Source organism: bacterium (assembly GCA_030685015.1).
GTDB lineage: Bacteria > CAIWAD01 > CAIWAD01 > CAIWAD01 > CAIWAD01 > CAIWAD01.
This window is the reverse complement of record JAUXWS010000006.1, coordinates 1-23,113: the sequence shown is the minus strand read 5'-3', so window position 1 is coordinate 23,113 and position 23,113 is coordinate 1. Positions and strand designations below refer to the sequence as shown.

The 23,113-nt window shown below is 64.7% G+C and carries 25 protein-coding genes and 1 pseudogene; 11 read left to right on the top strand and 15 right to left on the bottom strand.

The features are described from left to right. Nucleotides 1-28 precede the first annotated feature (28 nt). Nucleotides 29-1,816 (bottom strand): HAMP domain-containing sensor histidine kinase, encoded by a 1,788-nt coding sequence (locus tag Q8O14_00510; protein ID MDP2359223.1) that lies wholly within the window; start codon nt 1,814-1,816, stop codon nt 29-31. A 581-nt stretch (nt 1,817-2,397) separates the two neighbouring features. On the opposite strand from Q8O14_00510, the gene Q8O14_00505 reads away from it, so the two are divergent. Further along, the gene (locus Q8O14_00505; GenBank protein MDP2359222.1) at nt 2,398-3,141 is read left to right on the top strand and encodes a TetR/AcrR family transcriptional regulator; all 744 of its coding nucleotides are present in this window, start codon (nt 2,398-2,400) and stop codon (nt 3,139-3,141) included. Here Q8O14_00505 and Q8O14_00500 read toward each other — a convergent pair. Further along, nucleotides 3,125-4,531: a hypothetical protein gene (locus Q8O14_00500; GenBank protein ID MDP2359221.1), complete on the bottom strand. Its 1,407-nt coding sequence runs from the start codon at nt 4,529-4,531 to the stop codon at nt 3,125-3,127. The two genes, Q8O14_00505 and Q8O14_00500, sit on opposite strands and share 17 nt — an antisense overlap. A 113-nt stretch (nt 4,532-4,644) precedes the next feature. Continuing rightward, complete coding sequence (locus Q8O14_00495) at nt 4,645-6,123, bottom strand: hypothetical protein (GenBank protein MDP2359220.1); 1,479 nt, start codon at nt 6,121-6,123, stop codon at nt 4,645-4,647. Between the two features lie 428 nt (nt 6,124-6,551). On the opposite strand from Q8O14_00495, the gene Q8O14_00490 reads away from it, so the two are divergent. Next, the gene (locus tag Q8O14_00490) at nt 6,552-7,454 is read left to right on the top strand and encodes a hypothetical protein (protein ID MDP2359219.1); all 903 of its coding nucleotides are present in this window, start codon (nt 6,552-6,554) and stop codon (nt 7,452-7,454) included. Nucleotides 7,455-7,516: 62 nt separating this feature from the next. Here the strand turns inward: Q8O14_00490 and Q8O14_00485 are convergent, their stop codons facing one another. Both Q8O14_00485 and Q8O14_00480 read right to left on the bottom strand, forming a co-directional pair. Beyond that, a complete protein-coding gene (locus Q8O14_00485) occupies nt 7,517-8,866 on the bottom strand; it encodes an NAD(P)-dependent oxidoreductase (GenBank protein ID MDP2359218.1) in 1,350 nt (449 codons plus the stop codon). A 215-nt stretch (nt 8,867-9,081) separates the two neighbouring features. After that, the gene (locus Q8O14_00480; protein ID MDP2359217.1) at nt 9,082-9,399 is read right to left on the bottom strand and encodes an HPF/RaiA family ribosome-associated protein; all 318 of its coding nucleotides are present in this window, start codon (nt 9,397-9,399) and stop codon (nt 9,082-9,084) included. A gap of 298 nt (nt 9,400-9,697) precedes the next feature. Between Q8O14_00480 and dtd the strand changes: the two genes are divergently transcribed. Together dtd and Q8O14_00470 are read left to right on the top strand one after the other, a co-directional pair. Continuing rightward, complete coding sequence (dtd, locus tag Q8O14_00475; GenBank protein MDP2359216.1) at nt 9,698-10,201, top strand: D-aminoacyl-tRNA deacylase; 504 nt, start codon at nt 9,698-9,700, stop codon at nt 10,199-10,201. A 223-nt stretch (nt 10,202-10,424) separates the two neighbouring features. Continuing rightward, nucleotides 10,425-11,006 carry a biliverdin-producing heme oxygenase gene (locus tag Q8O14_00470; protein ID MDP2359215.1) on the top strand — a complete coding sequence of 194 codons (582 nt, stop codon included), beginning with the start codon at nt 10,425-10,427 and terminating at the stop codon, nt 11,004-11,006. Between the two features lie 35 nt (nt 11,007-11,041). On the opposite strand, the gene Q8O14_00465 is transcribed toward Q8O14_00470, so the two are convergent. The 10 genes from Q8O14_00465 to Q8O14_00420 form a co-directional block, all read right to left on the bottom strand. Further along, on the bottom strand, nt 11,042-11,683 hold the full coding sequence (locus Q8O14_00465) for an NAD(P)-binding domain-containing protein (protein MDP2359214.1): 642 nt from the start codon (nt 11,681-11,683) through the stop codon (nt 11,042-11,044). Between the two features lie 43 nt (nt 11,684-11,726). Continuing rightward, nucleotides 11,727-11,930, bottom strand: a complete 204-nt coding sequence (locus Q8O14_00460; protein ID MDP2359213.1) for a PspC domain-containing protein — start codon at nt 11,928-11,930, stop codon at nt 11,727-11,729. Beyond that, nucleotides 11,927-12,259 (bottom strand): YciI family protein, encoded by a 333-nt coding sequence (locus Q8O14_00455; GenBank protein ID MDP2359212.1) that lies wholly within the window; start codon nt 12,257-12,259, stop codon nt 11,927-11,929. Before Q8O14_00455 ends, Q8O14_00460 begins: the two co-directional genes overlap by 4 nt. Before the next feature lie 83 nt (nt 12,260-12,342). Beyond that, on the bottom strand, nt 12,343-13,422 hold the full coding sequence (locus tag Q8O14_00450; protein ID MDP2359211.1) for an alkene reductase: 1,080 nt from the start codon (nt 13,420-13,422) through the stop codon (nt 12,343-12,345). 72 nt (nt 13,423-13,494) lie between these two features. Next, nucleotides 13,495-14,112 carry a TetR family transcriptional regulator C-terminal domain-containing protein gene (locus Q8O14_00445; protein ID MDP2359210.1) on the bottom strand — a complete coding sequence of 206 codons (618 nt, stop codon included), beginning with the start codon at nt 14,110-14,112 and terminating at the stop codon, nt 13,495-13,497. Between the two features lie 78 nt (nt 14,113-14,190). After that, nucleotides 14,191-14,427 carry a hypothetical protein gene (locus tag Q8O14_00440; protein ID MDP2359209.1) on the bottom strand — a complete coding sequence of 79 codons (237 nt, stop codon included), beginning with the start codon at nt 14,425-14,427 and terminating at the stop codon, nt 14,191-14,193. After that, nucleotides 14,406-14,978, bottom strand: a complete 573-nt coding sequence (locus Q8O14_00435) for a hypothetical protein (GenBank protein ID MDP2359208.1) — start codon at nt 14,976-14,978, stop codon at nt 14,406-14,408. Before Q8O14_00435 ends, Q8O14_00440 begins: the two co-directional genes overlap by 22 nt. Before the next feature lie 102 nt (nt 14,979-15,080). After that, nucleotides 15,081-15,263 carry a transcriptional regulator gene (locus Q8O14_00430; protein MDP2359207.1) on the bottom strand — a complete coding sequence of 61 codons (183 nt, stop codon included), beginning with the start codon at nt 15,261-15,263 and terminating at the stop codon, nt 15,081-15,083. Between the two features lie 120 nt (nt 15,264-15,383). Next, on the bottom strand, nt 15,384-16,001 hold the full coding sequence (locus Q8O14_00425; protein MDP2359206.1) for a hypothetical protein: 618 nt from the start codon (nt 15,999-16,001) through the stop codon (nt 15,384-15,386). Between the two features lie 463 nt (nt 16,002-16,464). Beyond that, nucleotides 16,465-17,739: a DUF4143 domain-containing protein gene (locus Q8O14_00420; GenBank protein ID MDP2359205.1), complete on the bottom strand. Its 1,275-nt coding sequence runs from the start codon at nt 17,737-17,739 to the stop codon at nt 16,465-16,467. 533 nt (nt 17,740-18,272) lie between these two features. On the opposite strand from Q8O14_00420, the gene lexA reads away from it, so the two are divergent. From lexA to Q8O14_00385, 7 genes and pseudogenes are all read left to right on the top strand, one after another. Then, a complete protein-coding gene (gene lexA, locus Q8O14_00415) occupies nt 18,273-18,923 on the top strand; it encodes a transcriptional repressor LexA (GenBank protein MDP2359204.1) in 651 nt (216 codons plus the stop codon). A gap of 390 nt (nt 18,924-19,313) precedes the next feature. Next, a complete protein-coding gene (locus tag Q8O14_00410; protein ID MDP2359203.1) occupies nt 19,314-19,568 on the top strand; it encodes a hypothetical protein in 255 nt (84 codons plus the stop codon). A 105-nt stretch (nt 19,569-19,673) separates the two neighbouring features. Continuing rightward, entirely contained in the window at nt 19,674-20,069 is a 396-nt protein-coding gene (locus tag Q8O14_00405; GenBank protein ID MDP2359202.1) for a nuclear transport factor 2 family protein, read from the top strand. 202 nt (nt 20,070-20,271) lie between these two features. After that, nucleotides 20,272-20,454 (top strand): annotated as a pseudogene (locus tag Q8O14_00400) (VOC family protein). 220 nt (nt 20,455-20,674) lie between these two features. After that, nucleotides 20,675-21,967 carry a DNA polymerase IV gene (dinB, locus tag Q8O14_00395; GenBank protein ID MDP2359201.1) on the top strand — a complete coding sequence of 431 codons (1,293 nt, stop codon included), beginning with the start codon at nt 20,675-20,677 and terminating at the stop codon, nt 21,965-21,967. Next, complete coding sequence (locus Q8O14_00390; protein MDP2359200.1) at nt 21,967-22,272, top strand: helix-hairpin-helix domain-containing protein; 306 nt, start codon at nt 21,967-21,969, stop codon at nt 22,270-22,272. The genes dinB and Q8O14_00390 overlap by 1 nt, the downstream gene beginning before the upstream one ends. 225 nt (nt 22,273-22,497) lie before the next feature. Next, nucleotides 22,498-23,113, top strand: a 616-nt coding sequence (locus Q8O14_00385; protein ID MDP2359199.1) for a transposase, incomplete at its 3' end; no start/stop codon positions are given.

Genomic DNA, 23,113 nt, shown 5'->3' with positions numbered 1-23,113 from the left:
GACACGCGGTGGCACGGGAGGTCGGACCTCAGGCAAGGGGGGTGCCCTCGTCGTCTTCCTGCAGGGCCTCGGGAGGTGGCTGCGGCAGGCGCACCGTGAAGCAGCTCCCTTGTCCGGGCTCCGACTCCAGCTCGATTGTTCCCTCCAGACGTCGCACCGCCCGCAGGCAAATGGCCAGACCCAGGCCCGTGCCGGGGATCTTGGCATCCTCATGCAGGCGGTAGAAGCTTTCGAAAATCTGGGGCTGGTGATCGGGAGAAATGCCCAGTCCATTGTCCTTCACGCGAATCACCACCTCATGGGGAGCCGCCTCGGCCTGGATGTCCACTTCCGGGGCCCGGTCGGGCTGGCGATAGCAGAGGGCGTTGTCCACCAGGTTCTGAAGAACCATGCGCAACAACCGGCGGTCGCTGAAGATGTCCGGCGTCTCGCCCAGGCGAATGATGGCGCGACTTTCGCGGATGCGACCGTCCAGGCTGGAGAGGATCTCCTGGCATAGTCGGTCCAGCGACAGGCGGGTCAGCCGCGGCTCGATCTCAGCGGCACGGGAGTACTCCAGCATGTCGTTGACATGCTGGAACAACCGCTTGGTGCCTGAAAGGATGAACTCCAGACTCAGGCGCCGTTCAGGCGGCAGATCGGGCCCCAGGCGGTCCAGCAGCATCTGGGCGTGGCCACCAATGCTGATGAGCGGACTTTTCAAGTCATGGGCACTGGCGTAAGCGAAATGGCGCAGATCCTCGTTCCGCTCCAGCAGCAAGTCGCTTTGCGCCTCCAGCTTGGCGCGGGTCTTCTCCGTCTCCGCCACCTGCCGGCGCAATTCCTCCTGTGCCACCAAGATCTTGTCCCGCAGGGGGCGAAGCAACAAGAGGCTGCAGAGCAGCCCCAGGAAGCCCAGTCCGAGGACGATGGCAAGGATGGTGATCAGCCAGCTTCTGGCTTCTCCGGTCATGGCCTTCTGTGGCGACCCGACCACCAGCCACATGTTGCTGATGTTCAAAGGCGTGGCGCACAGCAGCAGCTCATCCAACCGACCCACAAGCGTCTCTGTATTCAGCAGGTGTTCATAACTCTGGGTCAGCGCGGGAATTCCCGGCAGCGCCTTGCTGCCGCCGGTGCGCAGCAAGACCTCCGGTGCCGCTTGGTCGCCCTTCGCCCCCAGCAAGAGGCACGACACGGATTGCCCCTGGGGCATGGGGGCGGCCATGATCGGTGGCAAGGCGTCCAGGCGAAACAACAACAAGTCTTGTGCCACCACTCGCTGGTCCGGTGAATAAACGGGGGTGAAGATGATGACATGGGGATCATGGCCCAGGAAAAAGATGCGGGACATGCCCTGGTGCCCTCGGGAGGCATAGCGAACGGGTGGTGCTTCAAGGATGGGAAAGTCCGCCTGGCGATCTGTCAGGCTGTCCATCAGGTCGGGACCGATCCTCGCCAGGATTCTGCCCCGCAAATCAATGCGCACCAGACCCTTCATCTCATGGGAGAAATCCAACGCATCGCGCAGGCGGGGCAACAGGGCGGCTCGCGCCTCCTCGAGGCTGATCATGCCACGATCAAGCTCGGCCGTGGTGATCCGCGCCGCCGTCCTGCTGGAAACCTGCCACGCCAGTTCACAGGCCCGACGCAAGGTCTCGTCCACGGCCCGCGCCCGCATGGTGGCGTCATGGGAGAGGGCCAGCTCCACACTTGATAGAAGGCGATTGCTGAGCGGGAACCATGCCACCACGATCACCAGGCCCAGCGTCAGGAGCAGGGTGAGCGCGGAATAAAGGGTCATGTGAACCCGCAGGGAGCGGCCTGAAATCTGCATGATCATCCAGCAATGACAATTCTTTATCGTCCCGATGAAAACAACAAATCAGTCCTTGGGTGGATTCCAGCGCAACAAAAGTGACAAAGATTGTGGCGAGGACGAAACCTTGCCGCCATTCTTTCGCTCAAGCGGTCGGTCGGGCCTGGGCCTTTGACTGGATTCACCTTCGGTCGAGACCGGTTCCTTGGAGATCTCGCGGCGCATGCTGGTGGTATGTGAAAGGACGCTGCGAAAAATCCAGGCCACCAAGGGCGAGGAAGACCACGAAGGACTCAAGGCTTCGCAACACATCTCTCCGAGTCCACGGGGGGTGGCGCCACCCATGTTTCGGGGGTGCCCCCCTTCAATTTGGGACCCTTCCAAGCGCACGACGGACATGGACAATTTGCCAATGGGTTGAGGCGTTGTTGGCTGGGGCTGATCAGGACGAATGCGGACGCCGTCCCGCCTGAGACAAGACTTCATGGTATCTGATTGACCACCATAATGAAATCAAATGTCTTCCATTAGGTTTCCAATTTTACTTGCCAGTACATTGCCCAAGTGCCAGATTGGTGCGGCCAAACAAGGGAGGACCGATGGACAACCATGACGTGCTGGCCCCGGAGGCGCGACAACCAGCCTTGCCCGCCTCAACCTTCCTTCAAGTGGCCCAGGGCATGCAACCGCGAAACGCTTCACCACCAGCAGACATGGCCGACGAGGAGGCGCCGCTGGGGCGGCGGGCCCGGGAACGCAGCCAACGTCGCCGTGAAATTCTGGATGTCGCCCGCCAGCACTTCGCCAAGCATGGCTTCACCGGCACCACCCTGGATGAAATTGCCCGTCAGGCCGAATTCGCCAAGCCGACACTGTACCAGTTCTTCACCAGCAAGGAGCACCTCTTCCACAGCATCCTGGCGGACGGATACCAGGATCTGTTGGGCATCCTGCGCAAGTCAGTGGTCGGGGAGGGGGGCGCCGCCCTGCAGTTGCGCGCTCTCTGTGTCATGTTCCTCATCTACTACCGGAAGCACCTGGATTTTTTCGTCATGCACCGGCAGTTTCAGCACCGCCTGAGGCAGCCGGCCGACAATCCCTGGCACCATCAGTCCCAGCGACTGCACGAGGAGATGCGGGACCGAATCCGCAACGTGATCAGCAGGGGCATGGACCTTGGCGAGCTGCACCGCCTGGATGCCGATCGACTTTGCGCCACCTTCCTGGAGACCCTTAACGTCTACACCCAGGCCTTCCAGGACGGCGGAGAACTACGCACGGCCACAGAGATGGCCGACGAGATCATGAATCTCTTCATGAATGGGCTTAGTAGCCGCCGTTGATGCGGATGCGGGTGGGGAAATCGAAGTCTGTCCAGGCGCCGGCCAAGTTGCCGTCCGGGCGTAGGCGCAGCACACGGTTGCGCTCCGTGTCAAGCACCCAGACATGCGAATCGATGCGGTTGAATGCCAAATCTTTCGGAAAGAGCAGGCCGTCCACCGCCACCTGCTCCTGGTCGAAGAAGTAGCGCAGGGCCCGCGAGTTCAGGCCCCTGTCCAGCACCCAGCACAATCCCTGGGACCAAGTGGCCGACACGGCCACCGGGTTCTGGAAGCCCGTGACGACGAGGCTGTCGATGCCGTTGGCCGCGTAGCGGACCAGCATCCCCGCCTCCTTGTCCACCAGCCAGCAGGCGCCGGTCGAATCCTCCACCGAGATGTCCACCGGAAACTGGTAGCCGTCCCGGCGGATGACGTGCGGGCTGTTCCAGACGTCCTCGATGCTGCCGTCATAGCCGTTGGCGATGTGGAAGAGGTTGTTGCTGCCCTCGTCGCAGATCCACACCGCGCCGGTGCGCTGATCAATATCCAGGGCGTTGGGACGGGTCAGGCCGCCGATGCGGCGCAGTTCGCGGTCGCCGAAGAGGTTGATCTCGACCACTTGGGCGCTGTCGCCATCCAGCACCAGCACGCTGCCGGTTCGGTACCAGCTGCGCAGGCGGGTAGGCCGGGCAAATCCTGCCGTGACAGAGAAGAGCGGCCTGCCGCGCAAGTCATAGCTGTGCAGGGCAGGGGGTTGACCCTCACAGACCCACAAGCGGCGGTTCTCGGGGTCCAGATCCAGATCCTGCAAGTCCGTGAAGCCACCCAGGCGCAGCAACTCGTCACCAATGGAGGACAGTTTGACGATCTCCTGTTCGCCTTGGCTGATGATCCAGGCGCAGCCCACCTCTGTGTAGACGATGACCCTGAGGGTGTCCCTCGTCACGGCGCCGTAGATGTCAAGCGCCGCCAGACTGGCCCAGGCGTGCATGGTGGAATCAGGCACGGTCCAGCGGACGGAGTCTCCCGTGCTTTGATTGAAGGTGCCCCACGGGCTTGACCACTGCAGGGTGACGGGATGCCCATCTGGATCCTGGACCCTGCCGAACAGGGTGATGGTGTTGCCATTCAATACAGTGGTGGCCGACCCGCGCAGCTCCTGGATGACTGGTGCCTGGTTGTGGACCCAGAAGCGGAGGGTGTCGGCGGCAAGGTTGCCCGCCGGATCCACCGCCTGGACGAAGATCCTGGCATAGACACTGCTGTCCGGACTTTGCCAGCGGGCCGAATCCTGGAAGCTGGCCACAATAAGACCGACGGTTGCCTGCCAACTGACATCCAGGGAATCTCCATCGGGATCCGTGATGTCGGCCCTGAGCATGATGATGGACCCTGGCGTGGCGCCACTCATGTCCACCCGTAGATTGCGGATCTGCGGGGCGCGGTCCTCGGCTTCATGAGGAGGCCTGGCGCAGGCCACAAACCAAACGGTTAGAAAGATTACCAAATGGTAGAGTCGCGCTTTCATTTATCTATCACCAGCACTTCCGTCTCTTCATACATAAGTGTGTTGGCGGCCAATATGCTCCAGGACTCCAGGAGCTGGTGAGTCAGGGCACTGCGCTCAAGGGCGGAACCCGGACGTTCGCGCAAGCCATGCTTGGCCGTGAAGAGGCTCCAGCGACCAGGACCGCTCTCCTCCCAGCTTAGTTTGGCTGAATGGGGTGGCCCCGGATGGTCCACTTGTTGTAGCCAGGCCTGGGCCTCCAAAGTGCCGGCCTGGCGGCTGCGGGCGAACAGCGGCGGCAAGGCATGGCCACGAAACTGACGGGGTTGATAAGAGAGGATCCGCCCCCGCAGGACCAGGTCCGCCTTGAGGGAGCGCCCCAGTTCATTGATGGCGGTCTCTTCCGTCAGGTCGCGGGACGCCATCCGGTGAAAGTCCAGGTAGGCTTCCACCTCGGCCGGGGGCACCACCTGAAAACTGCTGTCCGCTTCGATGACACGATGGAAGGCCTGTGACAGGGTGACGGCCACAGGCGCTTGATCTGCCTCGATAAAGGGAAGGAGCACCACCCTCAACGGGAGGAAGGGCAGGCGGCCTGATTCCGTCAGGAGGGCCGGGGTGCCCGGTTCAAGCGTGAAGGAGGGGACTTTGTTCTTGTCATCCAATCGCTTCTGCAGTCCGGGGTGGAGATGGCGATAGCGCATGCGGATGGGGATGACCGGTTGCCGGCTCCAGCCGAGGGCGGCATAAAGGCCAAAGCGGTCCAATTCGTAGATGACCCGCTCTTCGGCCCCAAGCCGTACCTGGAAGCCCCAGGGCAGTTTCACGCCCAGTCCGGCACTGAACTGGTAGGTGGCTTCCTTGGTGTCCGTCGCCATCTCCTGGGCCAGCTCGCTTTCCAGAAAGAGCCAGCGCTGGACCAGATGATAGCGGATGGAGGCGCCCCACAGCATCTTGGTGTTTTCCAGGTGGTTGTCCGTGCGCAACCCACCATTGACCGCCAGCCAAAGAGTGGAAAGATCCTGGGGGCGATCTCCAAACTCAAGTTGGACAAGTGTTTCCGCCTGGGTGCGACCGCCCGTGAAGCGATCAAAACCGACCAGTTCCCTTCTGAACCCGCTGGGAAAAATGAGGGCTTGACGCAATCCCAGGCTCATGCCGGGCCAGTTTGACAGGGGATGGCGGTAGCTCAGGGCGGTGGCCAGATCCCCCTGGCCGCTCTTGCTAAGGGGGCCAAGCGATTCCATCAGGTAGGGATAGCTGAATTCGAAGACCAGGCGTTGTGTCAAGCCATAGCGAAGGCCAAAGGCGGACTCCTGTCGCAGGGTGTCGGCCTCGAAGATGAACTGCTTGCCCTGACCTTCGAACTCCACCCGACCGGCCCGCATGTCGTGCAGGAAGAGAGGGGAGTCGGAGAGCCGATAGCGGGCGCCCCCGGCCGAGGCCAGCAGGAACGCGCCAAGGATGCTGACATGCCAGAAGCGTAGTCGTCGCATGATTCCCGCAAGTTTGTGGCCCCCTCATGCGAGCAAAGGCCATGCCGGATGGGAATGGCGCAGGGCATCGAGTCTCCTCCACGCAAGCTGCTGACATGCAACGAGTTTCAGCCCAAGGCGTTGGATCCAATCCCGGCTTCGACTGGATGGGCGAAGAGGGAAAGATTCTCAGGGGCAAGAGTTTCCCGTTGCAGCGCTCTGATGGGGGAACTAATTTCTGAGTGCCTGCCTTGCTGCCGGCCGAGCCAAGTCCATCGCTCCCGGGTCGACCCACCTGGTGCGTGCCATGACAGGCGGCCGGCGGATTGCAGGTGAAATGCCCAAGTGTCAGGGCGCGCCCTGACATCTCGGCGCTTTCGTGTTTTTCAATCAGCGAAGCCATTGCTGTGAAGTCGGCCAGCTCGCCACACATGACCCAAGGAGGCTTCATGTTGAGATATCTGTTCATTCTTGCCCTCCTGGTGGGAAAGCTGTGGGCCCAGGGCGCCCAAGTCTTCTACACAGGATCCCTGTCCTTCCAGTATGCGCAGATTCCCTTCGGTCCCTTCAGCGGCACTTTCGCGGTGGAAGGCAGCATTGACACCACCCAATGGGTTCCGGAACTGGATGAGGGCCTGGGGGGCCTCATCGCCTCGACGGAAGGGACGGGCGCCGAGCAGCTGCTGGCCCTGGCCGCCAAGCGCAACATCAATCCAGACACCACCTATCATGTATTCGGACTTTACTACCGGGCGGAGGGTCCGATCGAGGCGGGGGCCGTGCCCAATCCCATAAGCACGGTCCAGCTGTTCCTGTTGTGGCATCTGGACAGCCTGGCCTTTCCCGCCGAACTGCCGGACAGTTTGGATCTGCTGGAGATCCTTGATCTGATCCAGGCTGAACGCAAATTCGTGGGGGCCGCCACGGCCCTGGGGATCGGGCTGCGGGACGAAAGCACGCTTGATTTCACCTTCAGTGGCGCCCTGGTGGACCTGAACAACAGTTTCGTGATCGTCTCCGTCACCAATGGCACATCGCACATGGAAGGGCTCGAGCTGAACGCGGTGGCTGCCCCGCCCACCTGGCCACTTTCTTCCTGCATCACTTTGGCCCCCAATCCCTTCAATCCTGATCTGCTTCTCACTTTCGAGTCAGAACTGCCTGGCCGGCTCGAACTGCGGATCCATGACCTGCTGGGGAGACATGTGGAGACCTTGGACCTGGGTCCGCGTGGTCCCGGCGCTCATGTGGCACGGTGGCACGCGAGGGGCTTGCCTGGTGGCACGTATGTGGTATCGGCGTGGCGGGATGGGATCCTGGTGGGGAGCCAGCGCGGCATCCTGATCAAGTGAGGAGCGTCCGGCCTGTCCCGCCGCCCGCCTGCCCAGCCTGATTCATCCAGGTGTGGTGGCGCTCAGGGTTCCAGGTGCCGACTGAAGCGGACCACGCCGGTCTTCAGCGCGGTGGCCTCCACGGCTCGTGCCACCTCTTCGTGGGCGGAGCGATCCAGGATGTTGGGCATCAGTTCGCCTTCCATTGCATGCTGGGCAATGGCCTTGGCGGCGGCGATCTTCATGGCATCGTTGATCGTGGTGGCACGGGCCCGCAGGGCGCCCTTGAACAATCCCGGGAAGGCCATGGCGTTGTTGACGCCCTTGCCGTCGGCGGCGAAGGCGGCACCGGCGGCGAGGGCGTCGTCGGGCAGGATCTCCGGATCCGGATTGGAGAGGGCGAGGATGACCTGCCCCTTGCGCACCTGTTCCGGCTTGATCAGGCCTGGAACGCCGGTGGTGGCGATCACCATGCTGGACTTGGCCATCACCCCTGCCAGATCGGTGGCTTGCCCCCCGCGCGCCGTGAACCGCTCGATCATTATTGGATTGATGTCCGCCCCATAGACTGTCTCCACTCCGTAGGCCTTGAGCAATTGATGGATGCCGGCGCCAGCGGCGCCCAGTCCGATGATGCCGATAGTGGACCGGTGCAGGTTCAGGTGGCGCAACCGGGCGATGGTGAGCAGCGCGGCCAGAACGACCGTGGCCGTGCCATGCTGGTCGTCATGCATGACCGGGATGTCCAGCGCCTCGTCCAGGCGGGCCTCGATGTCGAAACACTCGGGGGCGCGGATGTCCTCCAGCTTGATGGCGCCGAAGGTGGGGGCGATGGCCTTGACTGCCGCCACGATTTCGTCCGGATCCTTGCTGTCCAGCAGGATGGGCACACCACTGATTCCCGCCAACTGGTGAAAGAGGAGGGCCTTGCCCTCCATCACCGGCATGCCCGCCACCGCGCCGATGTCGCCCAAACCCAACACAGCCGTGCCGTTGGTCACAATCGCCACCGTGTTCTGGATACCGGTGTAGGTCCAGGCCAGCTCGGGATCGGCCTGGATTTGCAGGCAGATGGAGGCGACGCCCGGCGTGTAGACGATGCCCAGATCGTCGGCGCTGTGGATGGGGGCGCGGCCCACCATCTCGATCTTGCCGCCCAGGTGCCGTTCGCGCACCACGTCCGTCACGGCGATGAGGTCGATGCCTTCCATCTCGCGGATGGCATCGCACATGCGGTCGAAAGTGCCTTCGTCCTGAACCGTGACATCCAGGTCGCGGATGCGGTCGCGTTTGCCGTTGTGGATGGTGACAATCTCACCGAAGCGTGCCCCGAACTCACCCATCCGTGTGACAAGGCGCCCCAGCCAGCCGGGCGCGTCAGGCAGCTTCACCCGCAACCGCTTGGTGCAACGCAGGCCGGTCTCGTGCCGCATGCTTCCTCCCGTGGAAAGGCCCGCGATGGCCGGATGACCACCTGCGGCAATGGTCCTGAACTGCTCAATCAGTTGTGTCGCGGGCAAGGTACCAACCGCCGGGGTCTGTCCCCTGGACTGATTGCGACATGTGCTTCGTCAGCCGCCCAACCATGATTCAGCCGCGCCTTCAACGGGAATGCGCTGACCGTCCACGCCTGCCGTGCTGTCCTTGCTCAGCGCTTGCCCAGGCGGCCAATGGTCTTCTCCAGGGCGCGCCTCACCTTCTCGACAGCGCCGTCGACCGCCTGCTCCGGGCCTGGCGCCTGATGACTCACCGAGACCGGCTGCAGGCCGGCCAGCCGGGCTTCCAACAGGCAGCGCAGACTTTCGACGCCGGCCGACTTGTCGCCGTCCTCATCGCTCAAGTGCAGCTCCACGCGCGTGACCTGGCCGCCGAAGCGCTCCAGCCCGCCTCTGACAAGTTCCCTGATCTTGCGGGCCAGCCGGTCATTGACCTCAACATGGCTGTCGGTGTTGATCTGGATCCTCATGATTCTTCCTTTCTTTGATGTTGGGGCGCCCGGGGCGACCTTTTGATCCCCAACGCCGGGAATCCTGGTGGCGTTCCTGGTCGAAGAGACGTGAGGGAGTTTGTCTTGAGAAAGCGGGAATCTCTGCAGCTCCCGCATGGCATTGACGGCACCCACCGCCCGGCATCCTGCGAGTGGCGTATCGCGTTGGCGGCCGATTCGCCATGCGACTTCCGTCCGTGCCGGCAAACAGATGGCCGGCCGGCTGTGGCTGACGCGGCTTCTCCATCTTCCTGCCCGAAAGAGGGGGAGGCGAAGCATGCGAGTCGTGCTGCAGCGGGTATCAAGGGCGGAGCTGCACTGCGCCAGCGGCCACCGGGCAGTCATTGGCCGAGGCCTGTTGATCCTGGCCGGCGTGGAGCGTCGTGACGGCCCCTTGGATGCCGAACAACTGGCGAAACGCATCCCCCACCTGCGCCTCTTCCCGGATGCGAGCGGCGTGATGAACCTCTTCGTGCTGGAAATGAACAACACCGAGGCCGGAAGCCACGCATCGGGTCCGGCCGGCGCCGCCGGGGAGATTCTCCTCGTCAGCCAGTTCACCCTGCACGCCGACACGCGCCGCGGCCGCCGGCCATACTACGGCCATGCGGCCCCGCCCACGCAGGCCGAACCATTGCTGGAGGCTTTGGCCTCCGGCCTGCGCGCCGCCGGATGTCACGTGGCGACGGGCGTCTTCGGCGACCACATGGAAATCCTGCTGAAGGCCGATGGACCGGTGACCATCCTGCTGGACACGGCCGACGGCAAGTCCAGCTTCTGAGATCCCGTTCCCGGTGTCCGCCAATCAATAGCCGGGTGCGCTCGTATCAAAGTTCGGCTTAACAAACTATGTTTGATGTGTGATGTTCGAGCGGTCAGGCGGGAGGCATGATACTGGGACGCTATCTCCGCAAGGTGGGCTGGGTGGGCGTCTGGTTCTTCTTCCTGAAGGGCTTGGCTTGGTTGTTGGTACCAATGTGGTTGGTGGGGAAAGGATGCAGCACATGATCCAGCCAAGAGGCAGTGGGTGGGAGGCACCAGCCACCGGTTTGGGCGCCCTCTTGCGCGAGCAGACCGCGGCTGAGCATCGGCGGGCCGAGGGCGGCGAATTCCAACGTCTGCTGTTCAGCGGGCAACTCCCCCAAGTCATCTATGTGGCGTGGCTGGCCCAATTGCAGCTCATCCACCGCGCACTGGAGGTCCGCCTGTGGCGCGACTGGGAAGCGGAGTCCTGGCGTGAACTGACTGCCGCCGATCGCCGGCGCAGTGTGGACCAACCTCCCGCCGAGCTGCTGGGTGCCCACTATGTGCTGGAAGGGAGTGGCAACGGCAATCGCATGATGGCACGCGGCCTGCGCGCCGCATATGGGCTGCAGGGTCAGGCCGGCACCCGCTCCATGGACCCTTACGGAGACGGACAACCCGACCGTTGGCAGGCCTTCAAGTCCGCCCTGGACGAGGCTTTGCCGGAAATGCACTGGACACGCGCCCTGGAAGGCGCGCGGCAGTGCTTCCTGGCGCTGGCCCGTGCCGGCGAGGAGATCCTGCCGGCGGTCGGGACGGCGCAGCCGATCACCGAGCCCTGACCCGCCGGCCCAGGAATACTGCTGGATCTCTTCTGTCAGACCCTCAACAGCTTGAATGCGTGTGTCCACTGGTTGTGCCGGAATCCCGGCAGGCACCAAAGCTGGCAGAGCGGCTCGATGGCGCGGGCGGCGCGCACGTCTCCCATGTCCGCCGTCTCCCAGCCGAACTGGTCGAGGATGGCGCGAGTGCTCTCCTTGGCCGGTTCATCGTTCCCGCAAATGAACATGGTGGGTGGTCCGCCGGGAAAGGCGGGATTCACCATGAAGGGGTTTCCCACGCAGCTGAAGGCTTTGACAAAGCGAACATGCGGGAAATCAGCCTGCAGGCGCTCCATGAGGGACTCGCCCTCGATCGTGAAGAAGCGCAGCACGCCCCCCTCGGGAGGCAAATCGGCGATGGGATTGGTGGCATCCAGCACCACTTTGCCGGCCAGCTTGTCCGACCCCGCCAGGCGCAGGGCCTCCGCTGCGACAGTCCCCTTCACGGCAAGGACCAGCACGTCGCCAAAGGCGGCGGCCAAGGCGAAGTCTCCGACCTGGATGGCGGGATGCTCACCCTGGAAGGCGGCCAGTTTGTTGGTGTCGCGCGTGCCGATGGCCACGTCGTGACCATGCTTCAGGAAGCCCGCGGCGAGGGTCTTGCCCACATCGCCGGAGCCAATCACACCAATCTTCATGTTTATCTCCTTATGCAGTTCGCATGAATCCAGGCGGCGCCGGTCAATGGCGCCGCGGCCCCGGCATGAGGAACCACAGCGCGAGGTAGACCAGGATTCCGGGGAAGGCCGCGCTGAGGATGGACAAGAGCGCGTAGCCCAACCGGAACCGGGTCACCGGCCAGCCCAACCGTTCGGCCAGTCCCGCGCACACACCGGCAATCATGGCGTCCGCGGATCGACGCAAGGTTCTGTCTTCTTGTGTCACGGCTCCAACCCTTCCAGCTTGACGCGGGTGTCCTGATCGAGAAAGGCGGGCCCTACCCGGCAGGGGCTCACGACGATCCGCTCCCAGACCTTGCCGGTCACGTAGGGTTCCTCCGCCAGCCAGGCGTCCAGTTCGGCGCGCGACGGATAGTCCACAATCAGCACGGAGCCGGTCATCTGTCCCGCCTCGTCCAGCAGGGCCACGCCATAGAGATGCCGACCCTCCGTGCGCAGGCGACGGCCCAGCTCCAGATGCGCGGGGCGGGCGGCCAGGCGGCGGGCCTGGGCTTGCGCGTCGGTGCCGTCGTGGGCGCTGACGAGGAATTGCATGGCCATGGCTCCTGTTGCAGGCTGATTGGATGGAATGTGGTTCTCCGTAGGGACACGGCGCGCCGTGTCCCTACGAGCTTTGGTCAATTGGCCACTGGATAGTCCGTGTACCCCTCCGGCCCCGGTGTGTAGAAGGTGCTCGCGTCCGGCTGCACCAGCGCCAACCCATCCCGCATTCTCCGCACCAGATCCGGATTGGCGATGAAGGGCCGCCCGTAGGCCACGGCATCGCCGTGGCCCAACGCCAGCTCCGCCTCCGCCCGCGCCTGGTCGTACCCGCCGGACAGGATGATCGCCCCGCCGAATTCCCGGCGCATGCTCTCCTTCACTTCTGCCGGCACCGCCGGCGCACCCATCGAGCTGTGGTCCACCACATGCACGTAGGCCAGACCCAGCCGCCCCAACTCCTTGGCCAGAAGCTGGTAGAGCGCGTCCATCTCCGCATCCGGCCGCATGTCGTTGAAGGCGCCGTAGGGAGAAAGACGGATGCCCGTGCGTCCCGCGCCGATGCGCGCCGCCGTCGCCCGCGCCACGTCAAGGGCGAACCGCATCCGGTTCTCCACGCTGCCGCCCCAGCGGTCCGTGCGCTGGTTGCTGGCCGTGTTGAGGAACTGGTCGATGAGGTAGCCGTTGGCGCCGTGCAACTCAACTCCATCGAATCCGGCCTCGATGGCCAGCGCCGCTGAGGCGGCAAACTCGCCAACTGCCCCCGCGATGTCGGCCTCGCTCATTTCCTCGGGCATGGTGTGGGGCTGCATGCCTTGCCCGTCTGTCCACATCTCGCCGCTCATCGCCACCGCCGAGGGCGCCACCACCCGCGCAGCGGCCGGCATGTTGAGCCGGCTGGAGACGCGACCCGAGTGCATCAGCTGGACCACGATCCTTCCACCTCCGGCATGGACCGCATCCGTCACCTGGCGCCAGCCCGCCACGTGCTCCTCGTTGAAGAGACCGGGAATGCGGGCATAGCCCAGACCCTGGGGGGAGGGGGAGGTCCCTTCCGTCACAATCAGCCCGGCCCCGGCCCGCTGGCTGTAGTACTCGGCCATCAGGTCCGTGGGCTGGTGGTCGGCCGTGGCCCGGCAGCGGGTCATGGGGGCCATCACGACCCGGTTGCGCAACTCCAGATTCCCCAGTCGGGTGGCCTCGAACAGCTTGCTCATGTCAGCGCCCTTTCTATTGACTCGTTTCGCTCTTTCAAACCGACCAGTTGGTATTTTACCCGGCGCAAAAAGTCATGCTGGTCGCTCGGCCCGCAGACTCTCCAGATGGCTCGCCAGGACTGTCGTCGCCTGTCGCAGCAAGTCTGGATCCCGGGCGGTCTTGGCCGCCCCCGCCGCCCCTTCGATCAGGCTGGTGATGAAGACCGCCTCCCCGGCGGCATCCGCCCCGGGCCGCACCATGCCGGCGCGTTGCCCCCGCTCCAGGGCTGAGGCGATCAGCCCGCGCCAGGTGGACATGATCTCTTCGATGGCCACACGAAAGGGTTCGTCCACGCTGGCCATCTCCTGGGCCAAGTTGTTCAACGGGCAGCCGCACTCCACGGAACAGGCGCTGGCCCCACGCTGCTGTCGCTCCAACAGCGCCAGGATCGCCTCGACGGGGTGATCCCCCTCCCCCAGCGCCTCCCGCCAGTCCCGCAGCATGTCCTCGCGAAAGACCTCATGCAGGACCGCCAAGCCCAGTTCGTGCTTGTTGCGGAAGTGGTGGTAGAGCGCGCCCTTGGTCACGCCCGTCTCAGCCAGGATGGCCTCCAGGCTGGCCGCCTGGAACCCATGACGGTGGATCTGGACCGCGGCGCTCTTGAGCAGGGCGCGGCGCGTGGCTTCAGGATTATGGGCAGTGCGACTCATGAGACAAACATACCGGACGGTCGGTTTGATGTCAAGAGAGCCCGTGATTCCGACTCTCCCCACGGGGCGGAGCCTGTTCTATTTGCGGACGAGGGGAAGTTCCCGTCCAGCCTGGAGCCGCACGCCACTGGACACGCGGCCGGTCTCGTCGCGGGTGAAGTGCAGCCGGGCATCCACTGGCTTGAGAATAAAGCGGTCCCTGGCCTCGGCAAAGGGAGGCAATGCCGGTTGGCCCGTGCCCTGGGCCATGAGCCGGTCCCCCTCCAGGAACACGCGGATGTGGAAGTCCGGGGTCAGTTGATCGTCGCCGACCACCTCCTCAGGTCTGCGCGGGGCAGCTCCACTGCTTGCCTCGGCTCCGGCAGGTCCACGGGCAGTCCATGGGCCAAGGCGCCCAGGCGGCCCGCGATCTCAGCGGGCGCCGTGTCGTTCAAGTTGCCCAGAACCGCCACCGTGATGCGACGGTCCGGATACCTGCAGCCTTTCGGGCTTGGACCTTCGATGGGATTCGCGCCCATGTCGAGGGCGATTCGGCGGAGATCTCGCGTCGCGTAATGGCATTTACTCGCAAGAAATCTGCGTCGAATGGGACCGGCAGGGGCGATGAAGACCGCGAAGCGGCCAAGTCCGAAAGGCTGCCAGGCCAGCTGCGTGTTGAAGCCCTCGATCCCGCCGCCATGCTCCAGCACGACGATCCCCTTCTGCTCGCGCCGGATCAGCCCCATGGCATAGTCTTCGCGCACGGGCCTGCCCATCTCGCCCAGGCCCTCCGCCGTGAGCAGCCTCCCGCCGTGCAGGCTCGTCTGCCAGCGCAGAAGGTCCTCGGTGGAGGAATCGAGCGCGCCCGCCGCATAGGGCACGCTCATGTGGACGAACTCGGCCGGGACGGGGCCCTCCGGGCCGGGCGCATAGCCCAGGGCCGTCCGGCGGGCCGTCCGCGTTGGAAGTGACAGGGGCGTTGGACATGTCTACCTGGCCGGCTCGTAGAAGCAATTCCTGGGCGACACCACCTGGCCGTCCTTCTTCAGCACGGCGATGATCTTGCCCACCTCCTTGGGGTCCAGGCCCGTGGCGGCGGCCACGTCCGCCCCCTTGACCGGCTTGCCCGCCTTCTTCATGGCCGTCAGCACGGCCTGCGCCTTGGCGTCCATGGTGTCTCCCTTCATTCAATCCCTACGTGACGGATGATCCAAACGGATGCGGATGCGAACCATCAGACCTTTGGTGGCGAACGGCTCCACAGGACGGCGGCCATGTGCTTGCAGGGCTCCTCAGACCTCGCCCGTGTAACCGCACACGCCCATGCGCGGCGAGTTGCAGATCGGCAGGAAGGACTCGGGTTCATTGCAGGCATGGGAGCGCCGGTGCTCATCACAACAGAATGCGCCTGCGTCTCCCAGGCAATAGGGACAGATCGCGGTGGCAGGCCTGCCACAGACGCCACACACGTGCAGCGGCGCATCGTTGCGCGCCAGCAGGCGGATGGAACGCCGGCCGATCCGGCCCTCGCGCAGGCATTCCGCTCGCAATTCCAGCGTGGTCGTGTCACCGTAGTCGTAGAGATAGCCGATGGTTTGACCCAAGCTCGTGAACACGTGGCCAATGGACGCCTCCATGCTGCGGGCCTGCGTTGCGTCGTGCTCGAATGGATCCAGATGGGACAGATAGGTCGTGTCCTCCACCTCGAAGGCGCTGATGTGCCCGCAGCACTCCAACCAGATCTGCCTCAAAAAGGAATCCAGACTCCGCAGCTTGGCGTGGGCCTTCGCTTCCAGAACCAGCCAGTAGTCTGACCGCTCCGGGCAGCGGACAAGCAGTTGGAGAAGTTTGATTGGTGCGCCGCTCACGGCGGCGTGGGCGGGGGCGCAGGTGCTGAGATGCGTCGCCATGTCTGCAAAAGCCAAGTGCCCGCCGCAGAGAGCACAGATTCCAGCTTGAGATGGTGCCATGTGTGGTCTCCCGCTTGGCGGCCTGTCCCCTGCCAGGCCTCAGCGACCTTTCATCTTGCCGAATTCCTTGGCCGCTTTGGCGACCGTCTTCCATTTGCGCTCCTCGTCGGCGTGCTGGCGAGGGACAGCTCCCGCTCGATGCGCGCAGGTTGGGCGCCGCGGCGATGGGATGGACGACGAAGACGAGATCCACGTTGGCGGCCAGGACCTGCAGCTCGGAGGACTTGCCCGGGTCGCCGCGCACGACTCGTCCCGCCACGAGGCCGCGTGCGGCGTGGGGAGCGAAGAGGGCCTGCCGGCGCCCGGACCAGCCGAGGGCGTCAAGGGCTTGTGCGTGCATGGGTGCGCCTTCGTTTGCGCACGGAGTGTAGCTTTCGGCGTTTTCAGACGCGCCGGGCAACGATCAGGGGCCGAGCAGCGCCGCCGGCACCACGGCGATCCCGTCCTTGCGGCGGTAGGCCTGCGGACCCGTGTGGATCACCAGGGCGTCGATGAGATCGTGGCCGAGCTGATCGCGCAGCCAGAGCAGATGCTTGACGTCACGATCCCCCACGGCGCCGCTGAGCTTCACTTCAATGGCAAGGATGCGCTGATCGGCCCCTTCCACGATCAGGTCGACCTCCTGCCGCCCGCCCTGCTGGCGGAAGTGCTTGACACGGGCGTCAGCCGCCTGTGCGAAGACGCGGACGCAGAGGGTCACCAGTGATTCGAACAAGTGCCCGAGCAGCGTGCCGTCGCGCGGGATTTCCGGTCCCGGTCCGGCGCCCGTCAACAGGGCTTCGGCATCCAGTCCGAGGAGGTGCGCGGCCAGCGCCGGGTCGGCCAGATGGTGCTTCGGCGGCTGGGAAAGACGATTCAGGCGATTGCCCGACGGCAGCCAAGCGGGAACTGGGTCGACGATCCACAGCCGCTCCAGGATGTCCCGATAGGGTTGCGTCGTCGTCTTCGCCGGCTTCTCGCCCTGGCCGCTCGTGGCGGCATCGCGAATCGTCTCGTAGGAGGCCGTGGTGGCCGTGGCCGCGGCATAGGCCGCCAGCCAGCGCTCCAGCACGGCGGGCCGGCGGGCCGTGTGGCCTTGCTCCGGGAAGTCCGTGTCGATGATGCGGCGCAGGTAGCCGTCCAGTTGCAGCCGCCGGGCGCGTCCCGACAAGGTGCGGATGCCGGGGAAACCCGAGGCCGTGATCTCCTGCACGTAATCCGCCAGGACGAGGTCCGTCCGGCCCTCTATCTCTTCCCGGCCGCCTTGCAGCACGTGCTTGAGGCTGACGCCGGGCCGGCCGACGCCACGCTCGCCCAGCGTCAGCGGGCGCATGCGCAGTGTCACGATCCGGCCAGCGCCGGAATGCGTCGGCGGCGCTGCCGGACTGGCCGAGCCCGTCAGCAGAAAGCGGCCCGGTCCGGCCCCGTCGTCGACGGCGCGCCGGACCGCGTCCCATACCGCCGGCACGCGCTGCCACTCGTCAACCAGTACAGGCGGCTCGCCAGTGAGCACCTGCGCCGGATCCGCCTCGGCGACGGCTCGCGGCGCTGGATCGTCCAGGCGCTGGATCGTGCGCGCACGGCGCCGGGCCGTCTCGGTCTTGCCCACACCCTTGGGGCCTTCAAGGGCGATCGCTGGCAAGCCGGGCAGCAGCTCATCCAGCTCGGCATCCACCACACGGGTCAGATAGCCAGTCATTCGTTCACAATCACAGCAAGGAGTTCCACCGCGTCTTGCCGTCTGGACTGACAAACGCAATGACTCGTCAATCCAGCCCGGACCATTCCTTTCTTTTCGCACAGCACCATCATTTCGCGGCCTCCTACGCATCCCGTCCGCCCGGTATTGCGCTACCATTACGCCACCACCAACACTACCATTTCGCCATCTAATGCGCTACCGTCGCGCCACGGCCATCACTCCCGATCCGTCAATCACTCCGCGCCCGCTTCGCCTCATGCGCCACCCCATCGCCAATGACGAAGAAAATCTGTCCCCACGCCTGGCGGCTTCGATAGTGCCCCGTTGAAGCACCATGTTTCTGCATGGCGACGCAAGTTCCCATCAGCCACACGTCGGTGCTTTGATCACGCCTTGACATCATGGCCGCCAAGCAGTTCTCAATCGCCTGGGTGGACAGAAGGCGCTGGGAAAGCTATTGGAACTCTTCCCACGCCCCCTTGCATCTGGAACATTTGTTCACTATCCTATGAACAATATCCGGAGGGAGCATGAGCCCGCGCGGCGCCAACGACAACCTCACCAGCCGCCAGGAAGAGCTGCTGGCCTACCTGCGCCAGGCCCTGGAGAAGGGCGGCACGCCCCCCAGCTACCGGGAACTCGGTGAGCGCTTCGGCATCAAGTCCACCAACGGCGTCAAGGTGCTGCTGGACGCCCTGGAGCGGAAGGGCTACCTGCTGCGGGTGGCTGGGCGCGCCCGCGCCCTGGAGCTGACGCCCGCCGCCCTCGCCGCCGGCCGCATCCTGGAACTGAGCGTGCGCAGCGTGCCCCTGCTGGGGCGGGTGGCTGCCGGCGAACCAATCCTGGCGGTGGAGCATGTGGAGGAGATGCTGCAGGTGGACACCCAGCTGCTGCGTGGCGACGAGCATTTCGCCCTCGAGGTGCGCGGCGACAGCATGGTGGAGGCGGGCATCCTGGACGGGGACCTCGTTTTCGCCCAGGTGCAGGACTCGGCGCGCGCCGGCGACATGGTGGTGGCCCTCATCGGGGAGGAGGCCACCGTCAAGTTCTACTTCCCGGAGCAGGACCGCATCCGTCTGCAGCCGGCCAACGCCCGCTACGAACCCCTGTTCGTGGAAGGGACCAGCCCGGAGTTCCGCATCGCGGGCAAGGTGACCGGGTTGATGCGCCGCTATCGCTAGCAGTCTGTCGGACTTGGCCACTTGGCGGTCTTCATCGCCCCAATCGGTCCGGATTTTTCCGCAATTTTCTTGAACAGACCACCAGTATGCTCTTCGAAAATTCCGAAAAACCGGCCACGATTTGGGCGCGAATCCCATCCAAGGCCCAAGCCCGACAGGCTGCTAGTGGACCAATTCCCGTGATCTGCCGAATGCTGTTTGCTGCACAATGCATGGGAGATGGATCGTTGGCAACCTCGCAAACCCTACGGGAAGCGCCCAGGCCGCCCATCGCCGCGTTGCCGCGCCTTGACGCAGCCCCACTGCGCCGGCGGCGCGGACGCCTTGCGCTGGACGGCCTATGCACTTCATCATCCGTCATCTCACGAGAATCAGTCCACTAGGTGAACCATGCGCTACGAGGAGATCGGTGACCCTGTCGAGGTGATCACCCTGTTCCGCAACGGCACCATGAGTCCGCTGCGCTTCCGCTGGAAGAACCACGTCTACAAGGTCAGCCGCGTCAACGGCGGCTGGGTCAGCGACGAGGGTTACAACCGCCGCCGGCATTTCGCCGTCTGCACGGAGGGGCCGGATGTCTACGAGCTGAGCTACGCCATCGAGAGCCAGCAGTGGGAGCTGACCCGCGTCTGCCTGGTGGGCTAGGACTCCTTCCCCTTGCAAGGGGGAAGGCCGGGATGGGGATTCACGGAAATGCGCAAATCGGACCATCGATCTTCGATTTCCATCTGGAGAAAGCAAGAGGACGCCATGCCTTTCAGCGACCCCCTCCAGCGCGAGGTGTGGGCCACCGTCGAGGAGCTGAATCGCGCCTGGACACAGGGGCGGCCCGAGCGCCTGGTCGAGTTCTTCCACCCGGACATGGTCGCCATCACGCCCGCCATGGTCGGGCGCTTGGAGAGCGGGGCGGATTGCGTGGCCGGCTGGACGGCCTACGCCCGGGGCGTGGCGATCCACCGCTGGCAGGTGCGCCACCCCCTCGTCCGCATCCACGGCCAGGCGGCGGTCGTCGCCTACGAGTACGAGATCGAAATTGGGCCGGAAGACCATCACCAAGTCCTGCGCGGACGGGATCTTCTCTTCCTGGCATGCGAAGGGGGGCGCTGGTGGGTCGTCGCCGACCAGTTTTCGCCCATGCCGGGATGAGCCCGACGCCTTCCCCCTGCCAAAGGGAAGGCCGGGATGGGGGACGTGACGACGCGATGACCGAGCCATCGATCCTCAATTGCGCTTGGGAAGACCTTTGAGAAAGGAAGAGCGGATGACCTTCAAGCCCGAGGGCTACCCCAGCCTGTCACCTTAGCTCGTCGTCAAGGATGCCAAGGCCCTGATCACCTTTGTCCAGGACGTGCTGGACGGGGTCGAACTGCTGCGCCACACGGCCCCCGACGGGCGCGTCCAGCATGTGGCCCTGCGCATCGACGACGGCGTGCTGATGCTGGGCGAGGCCCAGCCGGAGTGGCCGCCGCTGCCAGCCCACCTGCATGTCTATGTGCCGGAGGTGGACGCCACCTTCCATCGCGCCCTGGCGGCCGGCGCCACGCCGCTGCAGGAGCCTGTCAAGGGCGATGACGAGGACAAGCGGGGTGGCGTGCTGGACGGCAACGGCATCTCCTGGTGGTTCGGGACGAAAGTGGAGTGGGCCGCCGCGGATGATCCCGGGGCATCCTGTCCGATCATCGTCTGCTCAGCGGCAAGGAAGACCCCGGTCAACAATTGCGTGCGGAATTGGGTTCTCGAGGAGAAGGGCGGTGGAAGCGAGCTACCTCCACGTGGACATGGACGCCTTCTTCGCCGCGGTGGAGCAGCGGGACAACCCCGCCCTGCGCGGCCGGCCGGTGGTCATCGGCGGCGGGCCGCCGCCCTGGGGCAAGGAGGGCCGGCGGCTCCACGCGAAGAGCTGCGAGGACGCCCAGTCCCCCGAGGCCGCCTTCTCCGGGCGCGGTATCGTCACCACCTGTTCCTATGAGGCGCGGGCCTATGGCATCCGCTCCGGCATGCCGGTCGCCGAAGCCTGGCGTCGTTGTCCGGACGCCGTCTACCTGCCCGGCTCCCGTGGCAAGTACAGCGCCGCCTCCGCCGAGGTGATGGCCATCCTCGAACAGTACACGCCGGACCTGGACGTGCTCAGTGTGGACGAGGCCGTGCTGGAGGTGAGCCGTTGCCGCCTGCTTCATGGCGGGCCATGGGAGATCGCCTGCACGGTCCAGGCCCGCATCAGAAGTGATTTGGGTCTTGCCTGCAGCATTGGCATCGCCCCCAACCAGCTGCTCGCCAAGATGGCCTCCAAGCTGCGCAAGCCAGCCGGTCTCTTCGAGATCCGCGCCGACGAGGCCCGCGCCGTGTTGGCGCCACTGGACGTGCAGGCCATGCACGGCATCGGGGAGTCCACAGCCGGCAAGTTGCGCGAACTGGGCATCCACACCCTGGGCCAGTTGGCGGAATTCCCCCTCGCCATCCTGGCACGACGCTTCGGCCCGCTGTGGGCGGGCAACCTGCAGCGTCTGGCCCGGGGCGAGGGCGGCCGCATCACCCGGCCCTTCGGCTACTCCCGTGAGGAGAAATCGGTGGGGCACTCCCGCACCTTCGGCCAGGATTTGCGCGGGCGACAGGCCCTGGAGGCGGAACTGCTTGATCTGACCGAGCGGGTCTGCCGCCGCCTGCGGGAGGCTGGCTTGGCCGCCCGCCAGGTGACGGTGCAGTTGCGCAGCCCGGATTTCCGCAACCGTTTCCGCCAGCAGCCTCTGGCGCGGCCCAGTCAGCGGGAATCAGATCTCTACGCCGCGGCGCGCCACCTCTTTCATGAGAACTGGAGCGAAGGCGAGGCGCTGAGGTTGTTGGGCCTGTCGGCCGGACGCCTGCAGCCGGTGGTGGGCCACCCGGTGCAGCTGGGCCTGCTGGACGGTGGCAGGGCGGAGCGCGAGAGCCGGCTCAATCTGGCCATGGATGAATTGAAGGACTGGTGGGGACGGGATGTCATCAGCCGCTGCCAGGTGGTGGCCCGCAAGGAGATGCGTCGGATTCCCCTTGACATGGAGGCGTGATGGGCCAGGGCTTGGACAAATCAACTGCTCCCGATCGCAACACTCTGACGCGCCTGGAGCAACTGCCCAACGTGGGGCGGGCCACCGCGGAGGAATTGCGCCAGATCGGCATCCGAGTCCCGCGGGATCTCGTGGGCCAGGATCCAAAGATCCTCTACGATCGTCTTTGCGCCGCCACCTGCCAAAGGCAGGACCCCTGCGTCCTGGATGTCTTCATCTCCGCCGTGCGATTCATGGAGGGAGCGCCCCTCAAACCCTGGTGGACCTACACGGCCGAGCGCCAACGCACGCACCCCGACCTCTAAGCCCGGCCTCCCCACAGCCCGCCTCGACATCACCCTGCCTTCAACAAAGCGTGTGGCACGATCCGCGTGTCCAACGGGACGACACGTCGCAGACCATCCATGCCGTGGATTCCCCACCTGTCGCTCCTCGCGAACACCCACTGGATATCTCCAAGCAACTTCACTCCTTTGCGGATCATGCGCGCTCCAATTGCGGTGGAAGGAGGTGGTCAAGCTGGAGCCCCCATGGCAACCCCGCGACAACAGGATCAGTCAGGCAGCCTCCACCACGTGGGTTGTCGAGGTCACGACCGGCAACAGATCTTTGTCACAACCGGGGACTTCCTCCTCTATCTGCGATCGCTTGAATCATTCCTGGAAGCGGAGGAGATCCAGGTCCATGCCTTTGTCCTCATGCCCAATCACATCCATCTACTGATCTCGGTCTTGAAGGATGGCGCCATGGGCCGGCTCATGAGGCGACTGAATGGACGCTACTCGGCCTGCTTCAACCGGGCGCGGGGTCGCACGGGTTGCCTCTGGGAAGCGCGCTACTGGTCCAAGCCGGTCACATCGGATGAGCAGGCCATGTTCACCCAGCTCTATATCGAGCGCAATCCCAAGCGCGCCGGCCTGGTGAAGGACCCCGTCGATTGGCTCTGGTCAAGTGCCCGCCACTTCAGCGTGAATCCCACATGGTCATGGGTGACGACTCTGCCCTGGGTGACCACCTTGCCGGCGGATGGGGCGAACCGAGCCCGCTTCTATCACAACCTGTTGAAGCGAGACGACCTGAACCGGGAGTCGCCCCTCTGGCTCGCGGACTGTCTGCAGACAGTCCAGGGACAGTCTGCGGACAGTC